The sequence below is a fragment of the Paraburkholderia sp. A1RI_3L genome (genome assembly GCF_048957895.1).
Taxonomy (GTDB): domain Bacteria; phylum Pseudomonadota; class Gammaproteobacteria; order Burkholderiales; family Burkholderiaceae; genus Paraburkholderia; species Paraburkholderia kururiensis.
In genome coordinates, this window is the sequence record NZ_JARCHA010000006.1 from 283,532 (window position 1) to 304,959 (window position 21,428).

The 21,428-nt window shown below is 67.3% G+C and carries 21 protein-coding genes; 13 read left to right on the top strand and 8 right to left on the bottom strand.

The annotated features are described in order from the left end of the window. The first annotated feature begins 16 nt into the window (after positions 1-16). The 6 genes from ureA to ureG all read left to right on the top strand — a co-directional run bounded on the left by ureA (position 17) and on the right by ureG (position 4,770). On the top strand, positions 17-319 hold the full coding sequence (ureA, locus tag PXJ20_RS18640; protein ID WP_017773123.1) for an urease subunit gamma: 303 nt from the start codon (positions 17-19) through the stop codon (positions 317-319). A 49-nt stretch (positions 320-368) separates the two neighbouring features. After that, entirely contained in the window at positions 369-674 is a 306-nt protein-coding gene (locus PXJ20_RS18645; RefSeq protein ID WP_126877788.1) for an urease subunit beta, read from the top strand. A 157-nt stretch (positions 675-831) separates the two neighbouring features. Further along, positions 832-2,538 carry an urease subunit alpha gene (ureC, locus tag PXJ20_RS18650; protein ID WP_277597504.1) on the top strand — a complete coding sequence of 569 codons (1,707 nt, stop codon included), beginning with the start codon at positions 832-834 and terminating at the stop codon, positions 2,536-2,538. A gap of 1 nt (position 2,539) precedes the next feature. Next, positions 2,540-3,334 carry an urease accessory protein UreE gene (gene ureE, locus PXJ20_RS18655; RefSeq protein WP_421030494.1) on the top strand — a complete coding sequence of 265 codons (795 nt, stop codon included), beginning with the start codon at positions 2,540-2,542 and terminating at the stop codon, positions 3,332-3,334. Further along, a complete protein-coding gene (locus tag PXJ20_RS18660) occupies positions 3,321-4,001 on the top strand; it encodes an urease accessory protein UreF (RefSeq protein ID WP_421030993.1) in 681 nt (226 codons plus the stop codon). The genes ureE and PXJ20_RS18660 overlap by 14 nt, the downstream gene beginning before the upstream one ends. Positions 4,002-4,089: 88 nt before the next feature. Then, the gene (gene ureG / locus PXJ20_RS18665) at positions 4,090-4,770 is read left to right on the top strand and encodes an urease accessory protein UreG (protein WP_026121111.1); all 681 of its coding nucleotides are present in this window, start codon (positions 4,090-4,092) and stop codon (positions 4,768-4,770) included. Between the two features lie 59 nt (positions 4,771-4,829). Here ureG and waaA read toward each other — a convergent pair whose 3' ends face one another. From waaA to PXJ20_RS18685, 4 genes are all read right to left on the bottom strand, one after another. Next, a complete protein-coding gene (gene waaA / locus PXJ20_RS18670; RefSeq protein ID WP_421030493.1) occupies positions 4,830-6,170 on the bottom strand; it encodes a lipid IV(A) 3-deoxy-D-manno-octulosonic acid transferase in 1,341 nt (446 codons plus the stop codon). 166 nt (positions 6,171-6,336) lie between these two features. After that, positions 6,337-7,221, bottom strand: coding sequence for a Kdo hydroxylase family protein (locus tag PXJ20_RS18675; RefSeq protein ID WP_126877784.1), 885 nt, complete (start codon positions 7,219-7,221; stop codon positions 6,337-6,339). Positions 7,222-7,314: 93 nt separating this feature from the next. Further along, positions 7,315-8,316, bottom strand: a complete 1,002-nt coding sequence (gene waaC, locus PXJ20_RS18680; RefSeq protein ID WP_421030492.1) for a lipopolysaccharide heptosyltransferase I — start codon at positions 8,314-8,316, stop codon at positions 7,315-7,317. A 461-nt stretch (positions 8,317-8,777) separates the two neighbouring features. Next, positions 8,778-10,172, bottom strand: a complete 1,395-nt coding sequence (locus tag PXJ20_RS18685; protein WP_017773112.1) for a phosphomannomutase/phosphoglucomutase — start codon at positions 10,170-10,172, stop codon at positions 8,778-8,780. A gap of 297 nt (positions 10,173-10,469) precedes the next feature. Between PXJ20_RS18685 and PXJ20_RS18690 the strand changes: the two genes are divergently transcribed. The 4 genes from PXJ20_RS18690 to galE all read left to right on the top strand — a co-directional run bounded on the left by PXJ20_RS18690 (position 10,470) and on the right by galE (position 14,978). Then, complete coding sequence (locus tag PXJ20_RS18690; protein ID WP_421030491.1) at positions 10,470-11,732, top strand: oligosaccharide flippase family protein; 1,263 nt, start codon at positions 10,470-10,472, stop codon at positions 11,730-11,732. Beyond that, the gene (locus PXJ20_RS18695) at positions 11,729-12,565 is read left to right on the top strand and encodes a glycosyltransferase (RefSeq protein ID WP_421030490.1); all 837 of its coding nucleotides are present in this window, start codon (positions 11,729-11,731) and stop codon (positions 12,563-12,565) included. The genes PXJ20_RS18690 and PXJ20_RS18695 overlap by 4 nt, the downstream gene beginning before the upstream one ends. A gap of 151 nt (positions 12,566-12,716) precedes the next feature. Continuing rightward, entirely contained in the window at positions 12,717-13,931 is a 1,215-nt protein-coding gene (locus PXJ20_RS18700; RefSeq protein ID WP_421030489.1) for a glycosyltransferase family 4 protein, read from the top strand. A 12-nt stretch (positions 13,932-13,943) separates the two neighbouring features. Continuing rightward, positions 13,944-14,978 (top strand): UDP-glucose 4-epimerase GalE, encoded by a 1,035-nt coding sequence (gene galE / locus PXJ20_RS18705; protein WP_421030488.1) that lies wholly within the window; start codon positions 13,944-13,946, stop codon positions 14,976-14,978. Positions 14,979-15,051: 73 nt separating this feature from the next. Here galE and PXJ20_RS18710 read toward each other — a convergent pair whose 3' ends face one another. From PXJ20_RS18710 to PXJ20_RS18720, 3 genes are all read right to left on the bottom strand, one after another. Then, positions 15,052-15,798: an SAM hydrolase/SAM-dependent halogenase family protein gene (locus PXJ20_RS18710; protein ID WP_421030487.1), complete on the bottom strand. Its 747-nt coding sequence runs from the start codon at positions 15,796-15,798 to the stop codon at positions 15,052-15,054. A 95-nt stretch (positions 15,799-15,893) separates the two neighbouring features. Then, positions 15,894-16,679, bottom strand: a complete 786-nt coding sequence (locus tag PXJ20_RS18715) for a glycosyltransferase family 2 protein (RefSeq protein WP_126877780.1) — start codon at positions 16,677-16,679, stop codon at positions 15,894-15,896. 37 nt (positions 16,680-16,716) lie between these two features. Further along, a complete protein-coding gene (locus PXJ20_RS18720) occupies positions 16,717-16,977 on the bottom strand; it encodes a phosphopantetheine-binding protein (RefSeq protein ID WP_017773105.1) in 261 nt (86 codons plus the stop codon). 737 nt (positions 16,978-17,714) lie between these two features. On the opposite strand from PXJ20_RS18720, the gene PXJ20_RS18725 reads away from it, so the two are divergent. After that, positions 17,715-18,392 (top strand): hypothetical protein, encoded by a 678-nt coding sequence (locus PXJ20_RS18725; RefSeq protein WP_421030486.1) that lies wholly within the window; start codon positions 17,715-17,717, stop codon positions 18,390-18,392. Here the strand turns inward: PXJ20_RS18725 and PXJ20_RS18730 are convergent. Continuing rightward, positions 18,370-18,513 (bottom strand): hypothetical protein, encoded by a 144-nt coding sequence (locus PXJ20_RS18730; RefSeq protein WP_421030485.1) that lies wholly within the window; start codon positions 18,511-18,513, stop codon positions 18,370-18,372. The two genes, PXJ20_RS18725 and PXJ20_RS18730, sit on opposite strands and share 23 nt — an antisense overlap. A gap of 32 nt (positions 18,514-18,545) precedes the next feature. Here PXJ20_RS18730 and PXJ20_RS18735 point away from each other — a divergent pair, with 32 nt between their 5' ends. Together PXJ20_RS18735 and PXJ20_RS18740 are read left to right on the top strand one after the other, a co-directional pair. Further along, positions 18,546-20,381 (top strand): AMP-binding protein, encoded by a 1,836-nt coding sequence (locus PXJ20_RS18735; protein ID WP_421030484.1) that lies wholly within the window; start codon positions 18,546-18,548, stop codon positions 20,379-20,381. Then, on the top strand, positions 20,378-21,364 hold the full coding sequence (locus tag PXJ20_RS18740) for an acyl-CoA synthetase (protein WP_421030483.1): 987 nt from the start codon (positions 20,378-20,380) through the stop codon (positions 21,362-21,364). Before PXJ20_RS18735 ends, PXJ20_RS18740 begins: the two co-directional genes overlap by 4 nt. The last annotated feature ends 64 nt before the right edge of the window (positions 21,365-21,428 follow it).

A 21,428-nucleotide genomic window follows, 5' to 3' on the forward strand; every position in this document is an offset into this window, starting at 1 on the left:
CACCACACACAAGCCGATGAAGCTCACTCCCCGCGAAAAGGACAAACTGCTGATCTTCACCGCCGCGCTGCTCGCCGAGCGGCGCCGCGCGCGCGGATTGAAACTGAACTATCCCGAAGCGGTCGCGTTCATCAGCGCGGCGCTGATGGAAGCCGCGCGCGACGGCAAGACCGTGGCCGAAGTCATGCACTACGGCACCACGCTGCTCACGCGCGACGACGTGATGGAAGGGGTGCCCGAGATGATCCCCGACATCCAGGTGGAAGCCACGTTCCCCGACGGCACGAAGCTCGTCACCGTGCACCATCCCATCCCCTGATGTCTGCCGGGCGCAGGCTTTCCCGAATTCTCCTCTTGAGGCACGCACCATGATTCCCGGCGAACTCATTGTCGAAGACGGCCAGATCGAACTGAACGCGGGCCGCGAGACGGTCACCGTCACGGTTTCGAACACGGGCGACCGGCCCGTGCAGATCGGTTCGCACTACCACTTCTACGAAGTGAACGCGGCGCTTTCGTTCGATCGCGAAGCGGCGCGCGGCTTTCGCCTCAACATCGCGGCGGGCACGGCCGTGCGCTTCGAGCCGGGCCAGGAGCGCACCGTCGAACTCGTCGCGCTGGCGGGCGATCGCACCGTTTACGGCTTCAACGGCAAGGTGATGGGACCGCTGTAAGCGCACAGGCGGCGGCCTGCGCTGCATGCAGGCTTGATGGCCAGACTTCACGGCCAGCCTTCGCTACAACCCCGCGCGCACTCCGTATCCGTCAGCTTCATTACCCGCCACTTCATTGGCAACGTCATCCGGCATCACCGATTCTTGCGGACCCACCATGACACTACGCATTGACCGCCGCGCCTACGCGGAAATGTTCGGCCCCACCACGGGCGACCGCGTGAGGCTCGCCGACACCGACCTCCTGATCGAGATCGAGCGCGACTACACCGTCTACGGCGACGAGGTGAAGTTCGGCGGCGGCAAGGTGATTCGCGACGGCATGGGCCAGTCGCAGCGCGTCGCGGCCGACGTCGTGGACACCGTCGTCACGAACGCCGTGATTCTCGATCACTGGGGCATCGTGAAGGCCGACATCGGCATCAAGAACGGCCGCGTCTTCGCTATCGGCAAGGCAGGCAATCCGGACATCCAGCCCGGCGTGACCATTCCGATCGGCGCGGCGACGGAGGTGATTGCGGGCGAAGGCATGATCGTGACCGCGGGCGGCATCGACACGCACATCCACTTCATCAGCCCGCAGCAGATCGACGAGGCGCTCGCGAGCGGCGTGACGACGATGATCGGCGGCGGCACGGGCCCCGCCACGGGCACCAACGCGACCACCTGCACGCCCGGCCCCTGGCACATGGAGCGCATGCTGCAGGCCGCGGACGGCTGGCCCATCAACCTGGGCTTTCTCGGCAAGGGCAACGTGAGCCAGCCCGCGCCCGCGACGGAGCAGATCGCGGCGGGCGCCATTGGCCTCAAGCTGCACGAGGACTGGGGCTCCACGCCCGCGGCCATCGACAACTGCCTTTCCGTGGCCGACGACACCGACACGCAGGTCGCCATCCACACCGACACGCTGAACGAAGCGGGCTTCGTGGAAGCCACCATCGCGGCGTTCAAGGGTCGCACGATCCACACGTATCACACCGAAGGCGCGGGCGGCGGCCACGCGCCCGACATCATCAAGGTGTGCGGCGAAGCGAACGTGCTGCCCTCGTCCACGAACCCGACGCGCCCCTACACCATCAACACGCTCGACGAACACCTCGACATGCTGATGGTGTGCCACCACCTGGACCCGTCGATTGCCGAAGACATCGCGTTCGCCGAATCGCGCATTCGCCGCGAGACCATCGCGGCCGAAGACATCCTGCACGACCTGGGCGCACTGTCCATGCTCTCGTCGGACTCGCAGGCCATGGGCCGCGTGGGCGAGGTCATCATCCGCACGTGGCAGACGGCGCACAAGATGAAGGCGCAGCGCGGCGCGCTGCCCGAAGACAGCGGCCGCAACGACAACTTCCGCGCGAAGCGCTATGTCGCGAAGTACACGATCAACCCGGCGCTCACGCACGGCATTGCGCACGAGGTGGGCTCCATCGAGCCCGGCAAGTGGGCCGACCTCGTGTTCTGGGAACCCGCGTTCTTCGGCATCAAGCCGGCGCTGATCCTCAAGGGCGGCATGATCGCGGTCGCGCAGATGGGCGACCCGAACGCATCGATTCCCACGCCGCAGCCGGTCCACTATCGCGAAATGTTCGCCACGCGCGGCGGTGCGCTCGCGCGCACGTCGCTTACGTTCGTCTCGCAGCTGGCGGCCGACGCAGGCATCGGCGAGCGCTACGGGCTACACAAGCGCATCGTGCCCGTGAAGAACTGCCGCAACGTCACGAAGGCACAAATGATCCACAACGCGTGGCAACCGTCGATCAGCGTGGACCCCGAAACCTACGAGGTGATCGCCGACGGCCAGCTGCTCACCTGCGAGCCCGCCAAAGTGCTGCCCATGGCGCAACGCTATTTCCTGTTCTGACATGCGCACCCTCGACAAACGCCTTGCCCCGCATCTGAAGCTCGCGCCCGTACTCGTCAAGCGCGCGCCCACGCTCACCTTGCCCTACGACGCGCGCTGCAAAAGCCGCCTCGCCGCAACGCTCGACAACGGCGAAGAGGTGGCGCTCGTGCTGCCGCGTGGCACCGTGCTCGCCGACGGCGACGTGCTGGTGGCCGACGACGGCGGGCTCGTGCGCATCGTGGCCGCCGCGGAAGCCGTGCTGCTCGTGCGCGCGGCGGACACGCTGACGCTCACGCGCGCCGCGTATCACCTCGGCAACCGGCATACGCCCGTAGAAGTGGGCGCGGATTATCTGAAGCTCGAAGCGGACCCCGTGCTCGAAGACATGCTGCGGCGCCTGGGCGCCGCCGTGGAGCGCGCCACGCTGCCGTTCCAGCCCGAAGCGGGCGCCTATGGCGGCGGCCATCGGCATGGGCACGATGCGTCGTTCGCCGAGGACTACGCGCTCGCACAGCAGGTGTTTGGCGAGCATCATGGGCATGAGCATTCGCATGGCCATGATGATGGGCACGCTCATGACCATGCGCACGGCTCTGGCCACGGTCACTCGCACGACCACTCGCACGACCACTCGCACAGCCACGACCACGACGGCGGTCACGATCATGGTCATGCGCACAAGCATGGCCACGCGTGCGGTCACGATCACAGCCATGCACAGGGCCACAGTCACGGTCACAGTCACGCCGACCACGACCACGCGGATTGCGGCGATGCATGCCACGACCCGCACCACCACCATGCGCATCGCTGAACTCACGGCTCTGCTGCATCTCGCGTCGCCGGCGTTGCCGATCGGCGCGTTCAGCTACTCGCAGGGACTCGAAGCGGCCATCGAAGCCGGGCTCGTCACGGACGGCGACAGCGCCCGCAACTGGATCGCCGCGGGCCTCGCGAACGTGCTGGCGCCTGGCGAACTGCCGTTCGTCGCGCATCAGATGCAGCGCTGGCGCGACCACGACGCCGCTGCGCTCGCCGATGCGAACAGCGAGTTCGTTGCGAGCCGCGAGTCCGCGGAACTGCGTCGCGAGACCGAGCAGATGGGCTGGTCGCTGCGGCAGCTGTGTGCGTCGCTCGAATGGGGCGATGCAGAACGACGTGCCACGCTCGCGGCACTCGCACCCGTCGCGCAGCCCACCGCGTTCGCGTTTGCGGCCGTGGCGCACGAGGCATCCGCCAACGCCGCGCTCGCGGCCTATGCGTTCAGTTGGGTCGAGAACCAGGCCGCCGCGGCACTCAAGGCCGTGCCGCTCGGTCAACTCGCCGGGCAGCGCATCATCGTCGCGCTGCGCGAACCGATCGAAGCCGCCGTCGCGCGAGCGCTCGCCACCGCCGCCGACGAAATCAACACCTTCGCGCCGCAACTCGGCGTGCTCTCGGCGCGACACGAATCGCAGTATTCGCGGCTGTTCCGCTCGTGAGCGTCCGCATCACAAGCCTGCGTTGCTATCCTGCTTCTCACGTCTGCTTCTCAAGTCCGCTTTTCACGCCAGACTCGCACTCACCACCATGAACGCACCTCACCACTCCTCACCGCACCCCGTGCAACCCGCATCGAGCGGCGCCGCACGCCGCACGAAGAAGCTGCCGCCGCTGCGCGTCGGCGTGGGCGGCCCGGTCGGCTCCGGCAAGACCACGCTGCTCGAAATGCTCTGCAAGGCGATGCGCGAACGCTACGACCTCGTCGCCATCACCAACGACATCTACACGAAGGAAGACCAACGCCTGCTCACGGTGGCGGGCGCGTTGCCGGCCGAACGCATCATGGGCGTGGAAACGGGCGGCTGCCCGCATACGGCGATCCGCGAAGACGCGTCGATCAATCTGGAAGCCGTGGACCGCATGCTCGCGCGCTTTCCCGATGCCGACATCGTGTTCATCGAGTCTGGCGGCGACAACCTCGCGGCCACCTTCAGCCCCGAGCTGTCCGACCTCACGATCTACGTGATCGACGTGGCGGGCGGCGAAAAGATTCCGCGCAAGGGCGGCCCCGGCATCACGAAGTCGGACCTGCTCGTCATCAACAAGACCGACCTCGCGCCGCTGGTGGGCGCGAACCTCGACGTGATGGCGTCGGACGCGAAGAAGATGCGCGGCGAGCGGCCGTTCGTGATGTGCAACCTGAAAGCGCTGACGGGGCTCGACGAGGTGATCCGGTTCATCGAGAAGAAAGGGTTGCTGGTGGGGTGAGGGCGAAGCGCACGTGCGATAGCGGCTGCGGCACTCGCGCACGCGCCTGGGCGAACGCCTCACGGCATGGGGTGAGCAGTCTCTCCCGATACCTCCGGCAACAACGTCGTCAACACCTCCACCGTGCGCGCCGTCGCGCCGCGATGACGTGCCGCGAAGGCCGAGGCCGCAGCGCCCATCGCGGTGCGGCGCGGGCGGTCCTTGAACAGCTCGCGCAGCGCCCTCGCGAGGTCTTCCGGGTCCGCTACCTGCAATGCCGCGCCGGTCGCCACGGCATCGGCCGTGGCCTGCGAAAAGTTGAAGACGTGCGGGCCGATCAGCACCGGCACGCCGATCGCGCAAGCCTCGATCAGGTTCTGCCCGCCGAACGGCAACAAGCTCCCGCCGATGAACGCGATATCCGCCGCCGCGTAGTACGCGCCCATCTCGCCCATCGAATCGCCCAGCACGACGCTGACGTCCGCCGGTAACGGCGGCACGTCCGTGCTCGCTGCCGCGGCTGCCGCGGCCGGCGCCCAGGCCGAGCGCCGCACCGCACGCAGGCCCTTGCGCTCCACGAGCGCCGCGACCTCGTCGAAACGTTGCGGATGACGCGGCACGAGAATCAGCACGGCGTCGTCGATACCAAGTGCCGCGAGCGCCGCGAACGCCTGCAGCACGAGTTCTTCCTCGCCTTCGCGCGTGCTCGCCGCCACCCACACCGGCCGCGGCCCGATCGCCTTGCGCCATGCGTGACCACGCGCCGCAAGCTCGGGCGGCGTCGCCATGTCGAACTTCAGATTGCCGAGCACGGCCATATTGCGCGCGCCGAGCGAGGAGAGCCGCTCGGCATCCGACGGGCTTTGCGCGAGCACGCGCGAAAAGCCGCCGAATACCTCGCGCGTCGCGCGGCCGAACTTCGCGGCGCGCCGGTACGAACGCTCCGACATCCGCGCATTCGTGAGCACGAGCGGCACGTCGGCGCGGCGGCATTCGTCGATCAGCGTGGGCCACACTTCGGTCTCCATGACGAGTCCGAGCGAAGGACGCCATGCGCGCAGAAAACGCCGCACCGCGTGCGGCATATCGTAGGGCAGATAGCAGCGCAGCACGCGGCCGTCGAAGATGCGCTCGCCGGTAGCGCGGCCGCTCGGCGTCATGTGCGTGAGCAGAATGCGCGCGTCGGGGCGCGCATGCATGAGCGCTTCCACCAGTGGTTGCGCGGCGCGCGTCTCGCCCACAGAAACGGCATGCACCCAGATGAGCGGCGCGTCGTCCTCGGGCACGCGGCCCGCGCCGTAGCCGAAACGTTCGGCAATGTGTTCGCGATAGCCGCGCTCGCGACGCGAGCGCACCAGCAGACGCAGCACCGCGACGGGCGCGATGAGCCACCAGGCCGCGCGATAGATGACCCTCAGCACTGCGCCTCCGCGGGCATCGAGGCTTGCATCGTGCGCCCGGCGAAGAGGACGGCTAGCACACGCACGCGCGTGCCGCTTGCGGTAAAGGCGCACACCGCGCTCGCCGCGCAGGCGGCGAGTGCGGCGCCGAAACGCCACCGACGCGGCTGCGCCAAAGAGGTCGCGCTCAAACCAGCGCCCTGCCCTTCAGGCGTTCGAGAATGCCAAGCGGCGCCCATTCCGGCTGCACCATCGCCTTCACGGGCAGGAAGAACGTCTGTTCGAGCATGAACTGGCCGGACATCACCGCGTGCGAGGCCTGGTCCGAGAAGCAGATCCACACGCAGCCCGGCGGGAACGGCATGGTCTCCTGCGGGCTTGTCTTCTGGTAGTCGAGGTCGGCCTTCATGCTGTCGTGCAGGTTCAGCATCAGGTGGTCGTACTCGCTGCGCGGCGACTTCGTGATGTGCAGCAGGTTCAGGAGCCACGCCGAGCCCGGCCATTGCGGCCGGATGGCGGGCAGGAAGCGCTTCGCCATGTCTTCGAAGGGCTCGCCCACGCGCCACACGCGCGGCACGCCGTTCGGGTTCACGTTCGTGAAGACGCGCAGAATGCGCTCGCCGTAATTCGGCCGCGACGGGAACGCGTCCACGTGCAGGCGGCTGTCGTCCTTGCGCCATGAGGTCTGGCGCGTTTCCACCTGATGCAGGCGCAGGCTCGTAGGCGCCACGCGCAGCTTGCCGCCGTATTCGGGAAAGAGGCCGTCCACGAGCTTGCGCGCATTCGACTGATAGCGCGCCACGAGCGCGCGCACCGCCGACTGCGTGACCGTATCGCCCAGCACGCCGTGCAGCGCGCCGCCGTTCGGCTCGAGGCTGATGTTCTTGCGCTTGGGGTCGGCGATCGAGGGGTCGAGCAGCGCGCGCTCGCCGTTTTCGATGGCGAAACGCAGGTTCGGGAAGTACAGCACCTTGCCCTGCTCCACGCCTTCGAGCAGCGTTTCGCGCGGCACCGAAAGGTTCTGTCCGTTCCAGTCCGCGGACGCGACTTCGATAATCTGGGATTCGTTCATGGTTGCCCTTCAAAGCAAGGCGGCTACCGGCATTCGAGATGGCTCCGGGTAGCGCTGCCGTGGTGTGGCCGCACGTTGTTGCGTGCGGCGCAGTTACAGCAGTCCGAAACCGGCGAGCGCTGCCTTCACTTCCTGCAGCGTCGGCGGTCGCCCTGCCGTACCGAGATTCACGACATTGGGCGACCAGTAGCCGCCCGTGCGCCAGGCGGTCGCGAAATTGTACAACTCGACCGTTGGCCGCTTCAGCGCTGCGGCAATGTGCACGAGGCCGGTGTCCACGCCCACCGTCGCGGCGGCGCCGTCGATCAGGCCCACCACCGCGGGCAACGAAAGCTTCGGCGGCACGATGGCCGCGGCGCCGAACGTCTGCGCGAGCCGCTCGCTCGTGGCCCGCTCGGCCTCGCTGCCCCAGGGCAGCACGAGCGACGCGCCGCGGCGCACCAGCGCCTGGCCCAGCTCGATCCACGACGCCTCGGGCCATTGCTTGTCCTCACGCGAGGTCGCATGCACGAACACGACGTAAGGAACGGGAAGGTTCAGACCAAGCTGGGCGACGGCGAGCGCCGCGCGCCGCGTGTCGAGGCCGAAGTCGATCTCGTCGGTGGGCTCGGGCTTCGGATCACCCAGCGCCGCGGCCACGAGCTGGCGTGTGCGCTCCACGACGTGCGTGCGCGCTTCGATGGGCACGCGCTGGTCGTAGAAGAAGCGCACCGGCCATTCGTAGCCCGCGCCGTCCGTGCGATTGCCGAGACCGACCAGCGGACCGCGCGCACAGCTCGCCACCCAGGCCGTCTTGATGAGCCCCTGGCAGTCGATCACGAGGTCGTACTTTTCAGCGGCCAGCGCGCGGCGAAACGCGCCAATCTCGCGCCAGTTCGCCGCGGACAACAGACGCTTGCGCCAGCGGCGCAGCGAAAACGGAATCGCACGGCGCACGCCGCTCACGAGCTGAACGAGATCGACGAAGCTCTCTTCCACGAGCCAGTCGACCTGCGCACCGGGATGGCGACGCAGGATGTCGGTTACGGCCGGCATGTTGTGCACGACGTCGCCCAGCGACGACACGCGCACGATCAATATCTTTTGCGCACTCAAGGGGGTCCAGGGAATTGAAGGCGGCGCTCTTGCCGCCCATGCCAAACGGATAAGGTCCGCAATTTTATCGCGCCAGGGCGCCGGCGCCCCGGAAAACCGCAAGAAGCGGCCTTGGCCGGGCGGCGCTTCTTCCGGTTTCTTCTGATCGAGGTCAACGGGAGGCAGCGTGCAAGCAATGGCAAGGAATGGCCAAAAGGCCGATGGCGGGTCTCGTCTCGCCATGGCTCATTGCAGGCACGGGGATGGGTTACCGCACGTCGCCGGGCTAGCACGACGTGAACGTGTTTGCGTGGCTCAAGATTCCGTTCGAGCCGAGAGGACATTTGCGAGCCGCGGACCTCTTCACGCCGCGCGGCTTGTAGCGGCGGCCTTAAAGATCAGTTCGGCGAACCGTTGCGCGCCCCGCCCACAACAGCGAGGCGCGCAAGGCTAAAGCGATAGATCGCGAGAGCGAAAGCGCGTCAGAACGGCAGCTTCGCGTCGGGCTTCTCGGCGAGAATCACGCGCCGGAAGTCGTCCTGAATGCGCGCGAGCGCCGCGTCGCTGTCGGCCTCGAAGCGCATCACCACCACGGGCGTGGTGTTCGACGAACGCGCCAGACCGAAGCCGTCGGGATACTCGACGCGCAGGCCGTCGATGGTGATCACGTCGTCGGCGCCCGTGAACTTCGCGTTCTTTTGCAGCTTCGCGATGAGTTCGAAGTTCTCGCCTTCTTCCAGCTTCAGTTGCAGTTCCGGCGTGGAGTGCGAGTTCGGCAGCGCGTTGAGCAGCGCGCTCGGGTCCGCCACGCGCGCCAGAATTTCGAGCAGACGCGCGCCCGTGTACAGGCCGTCGTCGAAGCCGTACCAGCGGTCCTTGAAGAACACGTGGCCGCTCATTTCGCCCGCGAGCGGTGCGCCCGTCTCGCGCAGCTTCGCCTTCACGAGCGAGTGGCCCGTCTTCCACATGAGCGGCTCGCCGCCCTTTGCGCGCACCCACTTCGCGAGATTGCGCGTGCACTTCACGTCGTAGATGATCTGCGCGCCCTTGTTGCGCGAGAGCACTTCTTCCGCGAACAGCATCAGCTGGCGGTCCGGATAGATGATCTGGCCATCTTTCGTGACCACGCCGAGACGGTCGCCGTCGCCGTCGAACGCGAAGCCGATCTCGGCGTCCGTTTCCTTCAGCGCGCGAATCACGTCTTGCAGGTTTTCGGGGTGCGCCGGATCCGGATGGTGGTTCGGGAAGTTGCCGTCGATCTCGGTAAAGAGTTCGACCAGCTCGCAGCCCAGCGCCTTGAAGAGGCGCGGCGCAAGGCCGCCCGCCACGCCGTTGCCCGTATCCACCACGAGCTTCATGGGGCGCGCGAGCTTCACGTCGCTCACGATGCGATCGATGTAGGCGTCGGCGATGTCGTAGTCCGCATAGCTGCCGCTGCCGCTCTCGAAGCGGCCGTCCACGATGCGCCGGTAGAGCGCCTGGATCTGCTCGCCGTAGATGGCCGCGCCGCGCAGGACCATCTTGAAGCCGTTGTAGTCGGGCGGATTGTGGCTGCCCGTCACGACGATGCACGAGTCCACGCGCCGTTCGCCGCCCGCGAGCGCCAGCGGCACGCTCGCCGCGAAATAGCCCACGGGCGTGGGCACCATGCCCACGTTCACCACATCCACGCCCGCAGCGCGCAGTCCGTCGGAAAGCGCAGCAATGAGTTCGGGACCGGACAGACGGCCGTCGCGCGCGACCACCACCGCATCGCCGCCCTGAGCGCGCACTTCGCTGCCGAAGGCGCGGCCGATGGAACGGGCCGCATCGGCGTCGAGCGTCTTGCCGATTACGCCGCGAATGTCGTAAGCCTTGAAGATGGATTGGGAAATCATGAATGAGCTCTCTTGTGCGATGGAAAATCGGAACTGCGCGTGCAATGCACACGGCTTCAACCCTGCGTGAATCCCTTGGCCTTCCCGTTGCGCCCTACCCGGAGGCGGATCAGTTCCAACTTATAATGGCGGCTTTTCGATAAGCCGGCTCATGGTTCCCGCCATTTTAAATGCTTAGACGCCTTTGTCCCATAAAGTTGCTGCACCGCACGACCGGCCGGTCCCACGGTCCCATGCGTGCTGCGCAGATCCAGCGGGCCGCCGGCGCCTTATGCATGAAGTCATGCGCATGAAGCCATGCTGAAGGTGAGAGGCTTCGCGAATCCCGACGTCGCGCGCGCATTCGCCAACATCGTCTGGCTCGGGCTTGAACGCGTCACGCAGATCGCCGTGGCGATCGTCATCAGCGGTGTGCTGGCCCGCTATTTCGGGCCCGACGTGTTCGGCAAGTGGCAGTACGCCAACACGCTGCTGCTCGTGCTGGCGCCCCTTACCTGGGTGTGCGGCGCCGAAATTCTCGTGCCCACCATCGTGGCTCGCCCGCCCGCGCAACTCGGTACCGTTATTGGCAGCGCGTTCGCACTGCGTCTGTCTGTTTCCGCACTTGCGCTCGTGCTCACCTGGGCCGGCATCGCGGCCGGCGCGACAGACCCGCTCGTTGGCGCGATGCTCGCGGGCCTCGCCGTGACGATGCTGTTTCGCGAGCCGTTCATCGGCGTCATCAATGCGTGGCTGCAGAGCATGACGTTCAGCCGTCCGCAGCTTCTCGCGAGCATGGTGACGGCCATCGCGAAAGCCGCCCTCGTCTGGCTGCTGGTGCGCATGGCCGCCGAACCATCGCGCTTCGGCTGGCTCTGGGCGCTCGAATCCGCTGCGATCGGCGCGGTGCTGCTCGTCTACTATCGCTACCGCCACGGCGGCCGGCTCGGCTGGCACCTCGATCGTGGGCTCTTTCGCCATTTCGCGACGGCGGGCACGGTGTTCTGGCTCGGCTTGATCTGCATGTATCTGTTCCTGAAGCTCGACCGGCTCATGCTGGAACGCGCCATTTCGTTCGCGGATCTGGGCCGTTACTCCGCCGCGCAGCAGCTCAACGAAAACTGGATCGCGCTCGCGCTGATGCTCGCGCAGACCATCGCGCCCGCGTTCGTCTATCGCGTGCAGGACGTCGGCCAGCTGCGCCGGAACATGTGGCACCTGTTCGGCCTCACGGCCCTGCTGATGCTTTCTGGCGCGCTCGTGCTGGATCTGCTCGCGGGCTTCATCATCTCGCACGTGTTCGGGCCGGGCTATGAAGAGGCCACGTCGATCTTCCGCTGGGCCGTGTGGCTTTCGGTGCCGGCCGGCATCGAGGCCATCGGCAATCTCGTCGTGCTCAAGTACCAGGCGAAATTCGTGCTGCTCGCCAAATGGCTCCTCGCCCTCGCCGTGGCGTTCGCCGTGAACCTCGCCGCCATCGCGCGGTTCGGTGCTTACGGCGCGCTGCTCGGGCTTGCCGCGGGCTATCTCGCAGCGGCTTCGGTCAACTTCTACTACCTTCGCTTCAGGCTGCGCCCATGACGAACGCACGCGCGAACTCCACCGTGCCGGGCGCGCTCGACGACGTCGCCGTGCTCATGCCCGCGTTCAACGGCCAGGCCGACGTGGAACGCACGCTCGCCTCCTTCGCCGAAGACGCGCCCATCCACGTGCTGATCGTGGACGACGGCAGCACGCCGCCCATCGTCGCGCCGCAACGGCCGGGCATGAACGTGGAGATTCTGCGTATGCCGCAGAACGGCGGCATCGAGCGCGCGCTGAAGGCGGGCATCGACGCGCTCGCCGCGCGCGGCTTTCGCTACGCCGCCCGCATCGACGCGGGCGACCTCACGGTGCCGGGCCGGCTCGCAAAGCAACGCACCTACATGGAAGCGCACGCCGGCGTCGCGGCGCTCGGCATGTGGGCCCAGGTGGTGACGCGCAACGGCGACCCGCTCTTCATGCTGAGTCCGCCTGCCGACCCGGCCGCGATTCGTCGCCTGCGCTTCGTGCGCTCGCCTTTCGTGCACCCGTCGATGATGCTGCGCATCGACGCGGTGCAGGCCGTGGGCAACTATCGCGCGGCCTATCGCGCGGCCGAAGACCTCGATCTGTTCCTGCGGCTCATGGACCGCTACGACTGTGCGAACCTGCCCGAACAGGGCCTCTTCTACGAGATCAACGAAGGCGGCATCAGCGCAACGAAACGGCGGCGGCAGATCGTCTCCACACTCAAGCTGCAACTGCGCTACTTCAACGTTGCCAATCCGTACGACTGGCTTGGCCTCGCAAAGAACCTGTTGCACTTCGTTACACCGTACGGGCTGCTGCAACGGATGAAGCGTGTACTGTATGCTCCGCGCGCGGGCGGCTGAGCCGGCATGGCGCCTCGCCAGCCTTGGGGGCTTGCCGGCAGTTCATTGGCGGCCCCTTTGCAGCCCATCTGCACCCCACGATTTTTTTCTGCTTTTTTTCCCGCGCATTTTGTGCGTTCTTTCGTGCATCAGTCCGTGAATTCACTTCTGCATGAAACCTGCTTCTGACTCTTCGACGGCAACGCATGCGTCCGGCAGCACGTCGGGCCGCCCAGCGGGCACCCACGAGCACGCAGCCGCGGCAAAGCTCCGTATCGCGCTCGTCTGCAACACGGCGTGGGCCATCTACACGTACCGGCAAGGGCTGATCCGCACGCTCGTGGCGGCCGGCGTCGAAGTCGTCGTGCTCGCGCCGCGCGACCGCACCTTCGAGCCGCTCGCCGCCATGGGCTGCCGCTGCATCGAGTTGCCGGTGGCCTCGAAGGGCACCAATCCGCTCCACGACCTGCGCACGCTCGCGGCGCTGTATCGCCATTACCGGACCATTCGGCCCAACGTCGTGTTCCATTACACGATCAAGCCAAATATCTATGGTTCAATCGCGGCGAAGCTGGCGGGCGTGCCCTCCGTGGCCGTCACGACGGGGCTTGGCTACGTCTTCATCCAGGAGAGCCGCGCCGCGCAGATTGCGCGCAGGCTCTACCGCTTCGCGTTCCGCTTTCCGCGCGAGGTGTGGTTCCTGAACCGCGACGACAAGGCCGCGTTCGTTGAACGCAACCTGCTCGTGCATCCCGAGCGCGCGCGGCTGTTGCACGGCGAAGGCGTGGACCTCGACCAGTTCGCGTTCACGCCGCTCGCCGCGCGCACCGACTTCGTGTTCGTGCTGATCGGGCGGTTGCTCTGGGACAAGGGCGTGGGCGAGTACGTGGAAGCGGCGCGGCAGTTGAAGGCGCGCTATCCGCATGCGCGCTTCCAGCTGCTCGGGCCGGCGGGCGTGGACAACCCCAGCGCCATCACGCACGACGAAGTGGCGGCCTGGCAGCGCGAAGGCGTGATCGAATACCTGGGCGAGGCGCACGACGTGCGCCCCTTCATCGCTGCCGCGGACTGCGTGGTGCTGCCGTCGTATCGCGAAGGCGTGCCGCGCACGCTGATGGAAGCGGGCGCGATGGGCCGGCCCATCGTCGCAACCGACGTGCCGGGCTGCCGCGAAGTGGTGGCCGAAGGCGTCAACGGATTCCTGTGCGAGGCGCGCAGCGCGGCGAGCCTCGCCACGCGGCTCGCGCAGATGATCGAACTCGACATCGACGCGCGCCGCGCGATGGGCGAACGCGGCCGGCAGAAAGTCGCGGCGGAATTCGACGAACGCGTGGTCGTCGAACGATACAAAGACCTGGTGCGTCAACTCACGGGCGTTTCACTCTAACTGGAGCTGAGCATGGCAACAACGAAGGCGAAGGGCACCATCCTCGTGACGGGCGGTGCGGGGTACATCGGTTCGCATACCTGTGTCGAACTGCTGCAAGGCGGCTACGACGTGGTCGTGGTGGACAACCTCGTGAACAGCAGCCGCGAATCGCTCGCGCGCGTCGGGCAGATCACGGGCAAGGCCGTCGCGTTCTACGAAGCCGACGCGCGCGATGAAGCGGCATTGCAGCGCGTGTTCGACGCGCATCCCGTGACGGGCGCCATCCACTTCGCGGCGCTGAAGGCCGTGGGCGAATCGGTGGCCAAGCCCATCGAGTACTACCGCAACAACATCGACAGCCTGCTCGTGCTGCTCGACGTCATGCGCCAGCGCAACGTGAAGCAGTTCGTGTTCAGCTCGTCGGCCACGGTGTACGGCGTGCCGGAAAGCTCGCCTATCGACGAGTCGTTCCCGCTCTCGGCCACGAATCCCTACGGGCAATCGAAGCTGATTGCGGAGCAGATTCTGCGCGACGTCGAAGTGTCGGACCCGTCGTGGCGCATCGCGACGCTGCGCTACTTCAATCCCGTGGGCGCGCACGAGAGCGGCTTGATCGGCGAAGACCCCGCGGGCATTCCGAACAACCTGATGCCTTACGTGGCGCAGGTCGCCGTGGGCAAGCTCGAACGGCTGCGCGTGTTCGGCAGCGACTACGACACGCCCGACGGCACCGGCGTGCGCGACTACATCCACGTGGTGGACCTCGCACGCGGCCACCTCGCGGCGCTCGATGCATTGACCACACGCGATGCGAGCTTCGTCGTGAATCTGGGCACGGGCCAGGGCTACAGCGTGCTGGACGTGGTGAAGGCGTTCGAGAAGGCGTCGGGCCGGCCAGTGCCCTATGAGATCGTGGCGCGCCGCCCCGGCGACGTGGCGCAGTGCTACGCGAATCCGGCCGCGGCCGAAAAGATCCTGGGCTGGAAGGCGCAGTTCGGCATCGACCGCATGTGCGCCGACCATTGGCGCTGGCAGGAACGCAATCCGCGCGGCTTTGCGGCCTGAATGCTGAACTGGGTGCCGAACTGAGCGGCAAACAGAGCAGCGAACAGAGCGGCGAACCGAGCGCTGTTCAGGCTCAGGCCAGCACCTCGACCACGTGCCCCGGCCGCAGCCCGAGCTGCGCCGCGGCGCTGCCGCGATTCACGGCAATTTCCACGAGCCCGATCGAGTTCACGTACCAGAAGGCCTGGCCTTCCGGCACATCGGAAAACACGCGGGCTCGCGTCACTTCCGTCTGCGCCACGCGCAGACGCGCATCGTCCGCAACGGCCGCGGCGCGCATGCCGGTCAACGCGTTGCCGTAGTGATCGACGTAAATGATCTCGGCCAGGTCGCCCGCATCGAGCTGAACCTGAAGTGCGCCGGTTTCTTCGAGCTTGTCCGCAGGCGCCTCGCCGCTCGCGAGCCACGCGGCCACGGGCGCAAAGAGATCGCGTCCATGGAACGAGGCTGAAAGTGCAGCGGGACGCCACGCGATGCGAAAGGTCTTCGCATGTGAAGCACGCGCAGCGATCACGGAAAGCAGACCGTTGTCGGGGCCGACGAACCATTGCGTCTTGCCGTCCACCTGCGTCATGACAGCGACCGGCTCCCGCGCGCTACCCACACCCGGGTCCACCACTGCGAGAAACACCGTTCCGTCCGGATACGCGCCGTGCAAAGCGGCCAGCAAATGCGCGGCGGCGCGTGCATCGTAGTCGGGCACGTTGTGCAGCGCATCCACGAGGTGCACGTCGCGGCCCGCACGGCTTAGCAGCGCAGCCTTCATCTGGCCCACGTAGATGTCGTCGGCACCGAAGTCGGTGAAGAGCGCGATCATCATCGTTCAGACTCCTTGCTATTGGCCTTGCACGACACGGCCTTACACGACGCGTGTGGGCTTGCGATCACGCGCGAGCGCGCCAAAGCCCCAGCGCCTCACGGCTTCGCGGTCGAAAAGCGTTCCTGCCAGCGCATGGCGATCAGCTTCGGCAGCCGCGGCACGCACTGCGCCAGCAGGCGCAAGTGCATCCACGTCAAGAGCACGTTGTCGCGCAGATAGCTGAAGTGCGACACACCGCCCTCGCCCGGCTGGAAGTAGCGCACCGGCGACGCGATGCGCACCGGACGCACGCCCTCCCAGCACAGGCGCACCGCCACTTCGGGATCGAAGTCGAAGCGGCGCATCCAGCCGTGGCCGTGCATGATGGCGCGCAGCGGCGCGATGGGATACACGCGAAAGCCGTAGAGCGAATCGCCGATGCCCGCCCACAGCGTTTCCAGATTGGCGCAGAGATTCGAGAGGCGCCGCCAGTACACGCGCTCGCGCGGCGCGTCCGGGCCGAATTGCGGCAGACCGAGCACCATCGCGCCGGGGTCGGCCTGCGACGCGGCCATGAAGCTACGAATGAGATGCGCGGGATGCTGGCCGTCGGAGTCCATCGTGAGCACGTGCGTGAAGCCGTGGGCGGCGGCTTCGTCGAGCCCCGCGAGCACGGCGGCCCCCTTGCCGCGATTGACGGGCAGCACAATCACGCGCAGGCCCGGATCGCGCTCGGCCATGGCTTGAAGACGTGCGGTGCTGCCGTCGGTGCTGCCGTCCACCACGACCCACACCGGGTTCCAGTTCTCACGTGCGCTGCGCACGGTGTCGTCCACCCGCGTGCCCGGGTTGTAGCTTGGAATCAGAACGAGATGCGTGGACGATGCCTGAGTCGTGAACATGGAAAACAGCCCGCTGGGACCTGCAACGCCTCGCCGCTCAGCGCGTCCGGTTCGCCGCCACGTAGGCCGCGAGCGAGCCGATGGAGGCGAAGATCTTCTGATTGTCGGGATTGTCCGAGCGAAGCTCGAAGCCGTATTTCTTCGAGATCATCAGCGCGATTTCGAGAATGTCGATGGAGTCGAGCCCGAGCCCTTCGCCATAGAGCGGCGTGTCCGCCGTCACGCTGTCGGGCTGCACGTCTTCGAGATTCAGGTCGCGGATGATCTGCGCGGCCAGTTCTGCTTCGAGTGGGTTCATCGTCGTTGCCTGCGGGCGTTCACGGCCTTGGGACGCAGCGCGACGGAGCACCGTACCCAGCGCCTGGGGCTTAAACCCAGCGCTCCGGCGTGCGCTCCATCCCCCTGCCGGACCGGTCTGTTGCCCGCCTGATATGAGATTGTTAGCCCGGCGATTCTAGACGATCGGCTCGCGCGGCGTACAGAAGAAAGGGTTACAGACCGTACGGCGCCGCACCGCGGCAGGCAATGGAAAGGGGACGGAAAGGCGCCGCCTGAGCGGGCAAACCCACGGCCCGCGCGGGGTGGGCCGCCGGGGTGGACGCCAGGCTAGAATGGCGCGCGCCGCGGCGGCCCGGCAGGCCGCCCAACAATCGGTTACAAACGAGCCTGGAAGGCTGCAAACCGCTTGCAAACCGTTACGCCCGGCAGGGGGCCTTTCCGGCACCATATCGAGCCAGATTCGCGAGCCAACTACGCAAGCCAGATCGGCCGGGTGCGCGGGATGCGCGAACGCCATGGCGAACCAGACACGCCGATAGAAACGACCTGACCGCGCACGGTCATTCATGTGACGAAACGAGACAGGAGCGCGCCGCCTCGCCCGCGCACGACGCCGGATATGCAGCACACCTTGACGAACCTTTCGCCGCTTGCGGGCCTTTCGGCCCTTCTCGCGTTCCAACGTTCGAGCGCGTATCACTCCACCGCGACGCGACGCCTCCGCGCGCGCTGTGCCGCCCGCAACGGAGACGGAACGTGAGCGCCCTCGCCCGTCTTGCTCGCGCCGGCAGCGGCGCCATCGTCGTCGCGGCGTTGATGGCCTGCCAGATCGGCACGCATTACGCGGCGGCCACGCCCGGCATGGGCGGCCTCGGGCTCGCACTCGTGCTCGCGCCCGTGCTGGCCGCCACGTTCGGCGCCGCGCTGCGTTCGCCGCGGCGCACCGTGTGGCTGGCGTTGTGGGCGGCCGTCTGCGCCACGCTGTGGGCCGCGCGCGAACCGCTCGCGCGCCACTTCGAATGGGGTGCCTGGCTCGAGCATGCGAGCTTCAATCTGGCGATGGCATTCATGTTCGGCCGCACGCTCGTTGAAACGCGCATACCGCTGTGCACGCAGTTCGCAACGATGATGCAAGGCCCGCTCTCGCCCGAGGTCGCGCGCTACACGCGCACCATCACCGCGGCGTGGACGCTCTTCTTCATCGCGATGGCGAGCGTGTCCACGTTGCTGTTCGCAATGGCGTCGCCGCTCACGTGGTCCACGTTCGCGAACTATCTGACGTTGCCGCTCGCCGGCGCGATGTTCGTCGTCGAATACGCGTGCCGGCGCATCGTGTTGCCGCACGAGCCGCAAGCGGGCCTGCTCGCGAGCCTGCGCGCGTATCGAGAGGCAAGTGAAGCGAGAGCGCATGCTATGCCGGAGCGCGCGCAATGAGTGCGGCGGGCGCGAGCAGGCGGTATCGGCGCACGCCGTCGCAACCCGTGGCGTGGCGCCGCTCGCCGCCGGCGCTTTCGTAGCGGTCGTAATCGTCGTAGTCGTCGTATCGAGTCGCCACCCTTATCGAGCTTACCGAGCAGCCGCAGAGTCATGTCGAGCCTTCCTCTCGTGTCCCACACGTCGCCCGATCAGACGATCGCGTGGCGCGACGGCGCGCCGTGTTCCGTGCGCACGTTCCTCGCGGACGTGCAGCGGCTTGCCGCCGTGTTGCCTGCGGGCAGACACGTCTTCAACCAGTGCACCGACCGCTACCGCTTCGCCGTGGGCCTGTGCGCGGCGATGGTCGCGGGCAGGATCAGCGTGCTGCCGCCCTCGCATACGCCGGCCGCGGTGCGCGAGTTGCTCGCCTTCGCGCCGGACACGTTTTGCCTGCACGACAGCGACGACTGCGCCGTCGATCTGCCGCAGTTCCGCTTTCCCGAACCGCCTTCTTCGTTCGACGTCACCCCCACCTTCAACGTGCCGCAGATCGACGCGTCGCAAACCGTCGCGTATCTGTTCACCTCGGGTTCCACCGGCACGCCGGTGCCGCACGGCAAACGCTGGGGCGCGCTGGTCGCGTGTCTGCGCGCGTCGGCGGCGCGGCTGGGGCTGCTCGATGGTCCGCCCTGCACACTCGTCGGCACGGTGCCGGCGCAGCATATGTACGGCTTCGAGACCACGGTGCTGCTCGCGCTCGTGAACGGCCTCGCCTTCAGCCACGCGCGGCCCTTCTATCCCGCCGACATCGCCCGCGAACTTGCCGCCGTGCCCGCGCCGCGCGTGCTTGTCACGTCGCCCGTGCATCTGCGTGCGCTCACGCTCGCAGGCCACGCGCTGCCGCCGGTCGCGCTCGCGCTGTCGGCCACGGCGCCGCTCGCGCCCGAACTCGCGCGTGCGGCGCAAGCCGCGTTCGGCATGCCGCTCGTCGAGATCTACGGCAGCACGGAGACCGGCCAGATCGCCACACGCCGCACGGCGCACGAGGCCAGATGGCACCTGCTGCCCGGCATTCAACTGCGTGCGCGGGAAACAAACGCGGCAAATACAGCGACCGCGGCAACCGCAACGACCGCAGCGAACGAGGACGGCACGGTGTTCGAAGCGCACGGCGCGCACGTCGAACCACCGGTCGCGATGGGCGACGCGCTCGAACCGCTCGACGACACGCGGTTCCTGCTGCACGGACGCAAGGCCGACCTCATCAACATCGCGGGCAAGCGAACCTCGCTCGCGTACCTGAATCATCAGCTCAACGCGATTGCCGGCGTGACCGACGGCGTGTTCGTCATGCCCGACGAAAGCCGCGCCGCGCTCGCGCCCGCCGGCACGCCCAACGCTCTGAACCCGCATCTCGCCACGCGGCTCATGGCGTTCGTCGTGGCGCCGGGGCTCGCCGCGGCAGATTTGCAGCGCGCGCTGCGCGAACGTATCGACACCGCCTTCATGCCGCGCCCGCTCGTGTTCGTCGAAGCGCTGCCGCGCGATGCGAACGGCAAGTTGACGCAGGCGGTGTTGAAGGCGCTGCATGACGAGCACGCACGCGCGCTCGCCCGGATGAAGCAGGACGCGCGAGCACACGTCCAAACGCGGCCGGATCAGCAGACGAAGCACGAGCCGGCCGCCCCGCTCACCTTCACGATTCCCGCCGATCACCCTGCGTTCCCCGGCCACTTTCCGGGCCGGCCCATCGTGCCGGGCGTCGTGCTGCTCGAGCGCGCGCTCACGGCCATCGGCGCGGCGCTGAATCGTCCGCTCGATACCTACCGTCTGAGTTCGGCCAAATTCCCCAGTTCCGCGTCGCCCGACGAACCGCTCGACGTGCGTTACGACATCACGGCCAGCGGCGCGGTGCGCTTCACCGTGTCGGCGAGCGGCCGCGTGGTGGCAAGCGGCGCGCTGGCGGCTAGCGCACCTACGCCGCCGCTTCGCCAGGAGGGCTCATGAATCGCAGCGACTGGGCCCAACGCGAAGAACGCAGCAACCTCAAGCTGCTGCGCGCCATGACCTGGGTGTCGTTGAACCTGGGTCGGCGCGCAAGCCGCGCGCTGCTCGTGCCCATCACTGCGTATTTCCTCGCGTTCTCGGCCGACGTGCGCCGCGCCTCGCGCGCCTATCTCGCGCGTGTGCTGGGCCGCCCGGCACGCTGGCGCGACGTGTGGCGGCACGTCTGGACCTTCGCTTCCACGGTCCACGACCGCATCTATCTGCTCAACGGCCGCTTCGATCTGTTCGACCTGCATCTGCATGACCAGACGCTCGTGGGCGCCGCGCTCGCCGAAGGCCGCGGCGCTTTCCTGATGGGCGCGCACCTGGGCAGCTTCGAGGTCTGCCGCACGATTGGCCGCTCGCGGCCCAGCCTGCGCGTCGCCATCACGATGTACGAGGAAAACGCGCGGCACATCAACGCGATTCTCGCCACCGTGAACCCGGCGGCGAAGCAGGACGTGATCCCGCTCGGGCAGATCGATTCGATGCTGAAGGTGCGCGAGTATCTCGACACGGGCAGCATGATCGGCATGCTCGCCGACCGCACGCTGCTGCGCGACGGCGGCGACGCCGTGCGGCAGTTCGACTTCCTCGGCGCGCCTGCTGCGTTCCCGCTCGGGCCATTGCGCATGGCCGCCATGCTGAGGCGCCCGGTCATCTTCATGACGGGCCTGTACCGCGGCGGCAACCGCTACGACATCCACTTCGACCTGCTCGCGGACTTCACGCACACGCCGCGCGGCGCGCGCGAGGCCGAGGTTCAGGCGGCGCTCGCGCGCTATGTCGAGCTGATCGAGCGCTACTGCCGCGCGGCGCCCTACAACTGGTTCAACTTCTTCGATTTCTGGCAGACGGGCGCGCAACGCCGACGCGAAACGCCGTGCGCGCATGGGCCGCTCGCGCGCCATCCGGATCTCGGCAACTCCATGAGGGACAGCTAAAGCATGATGGTTTTTCGTAACCGCTCTCGTGCCGCTGTGGTGCCCGCCCGGGCATGCCTCGCTC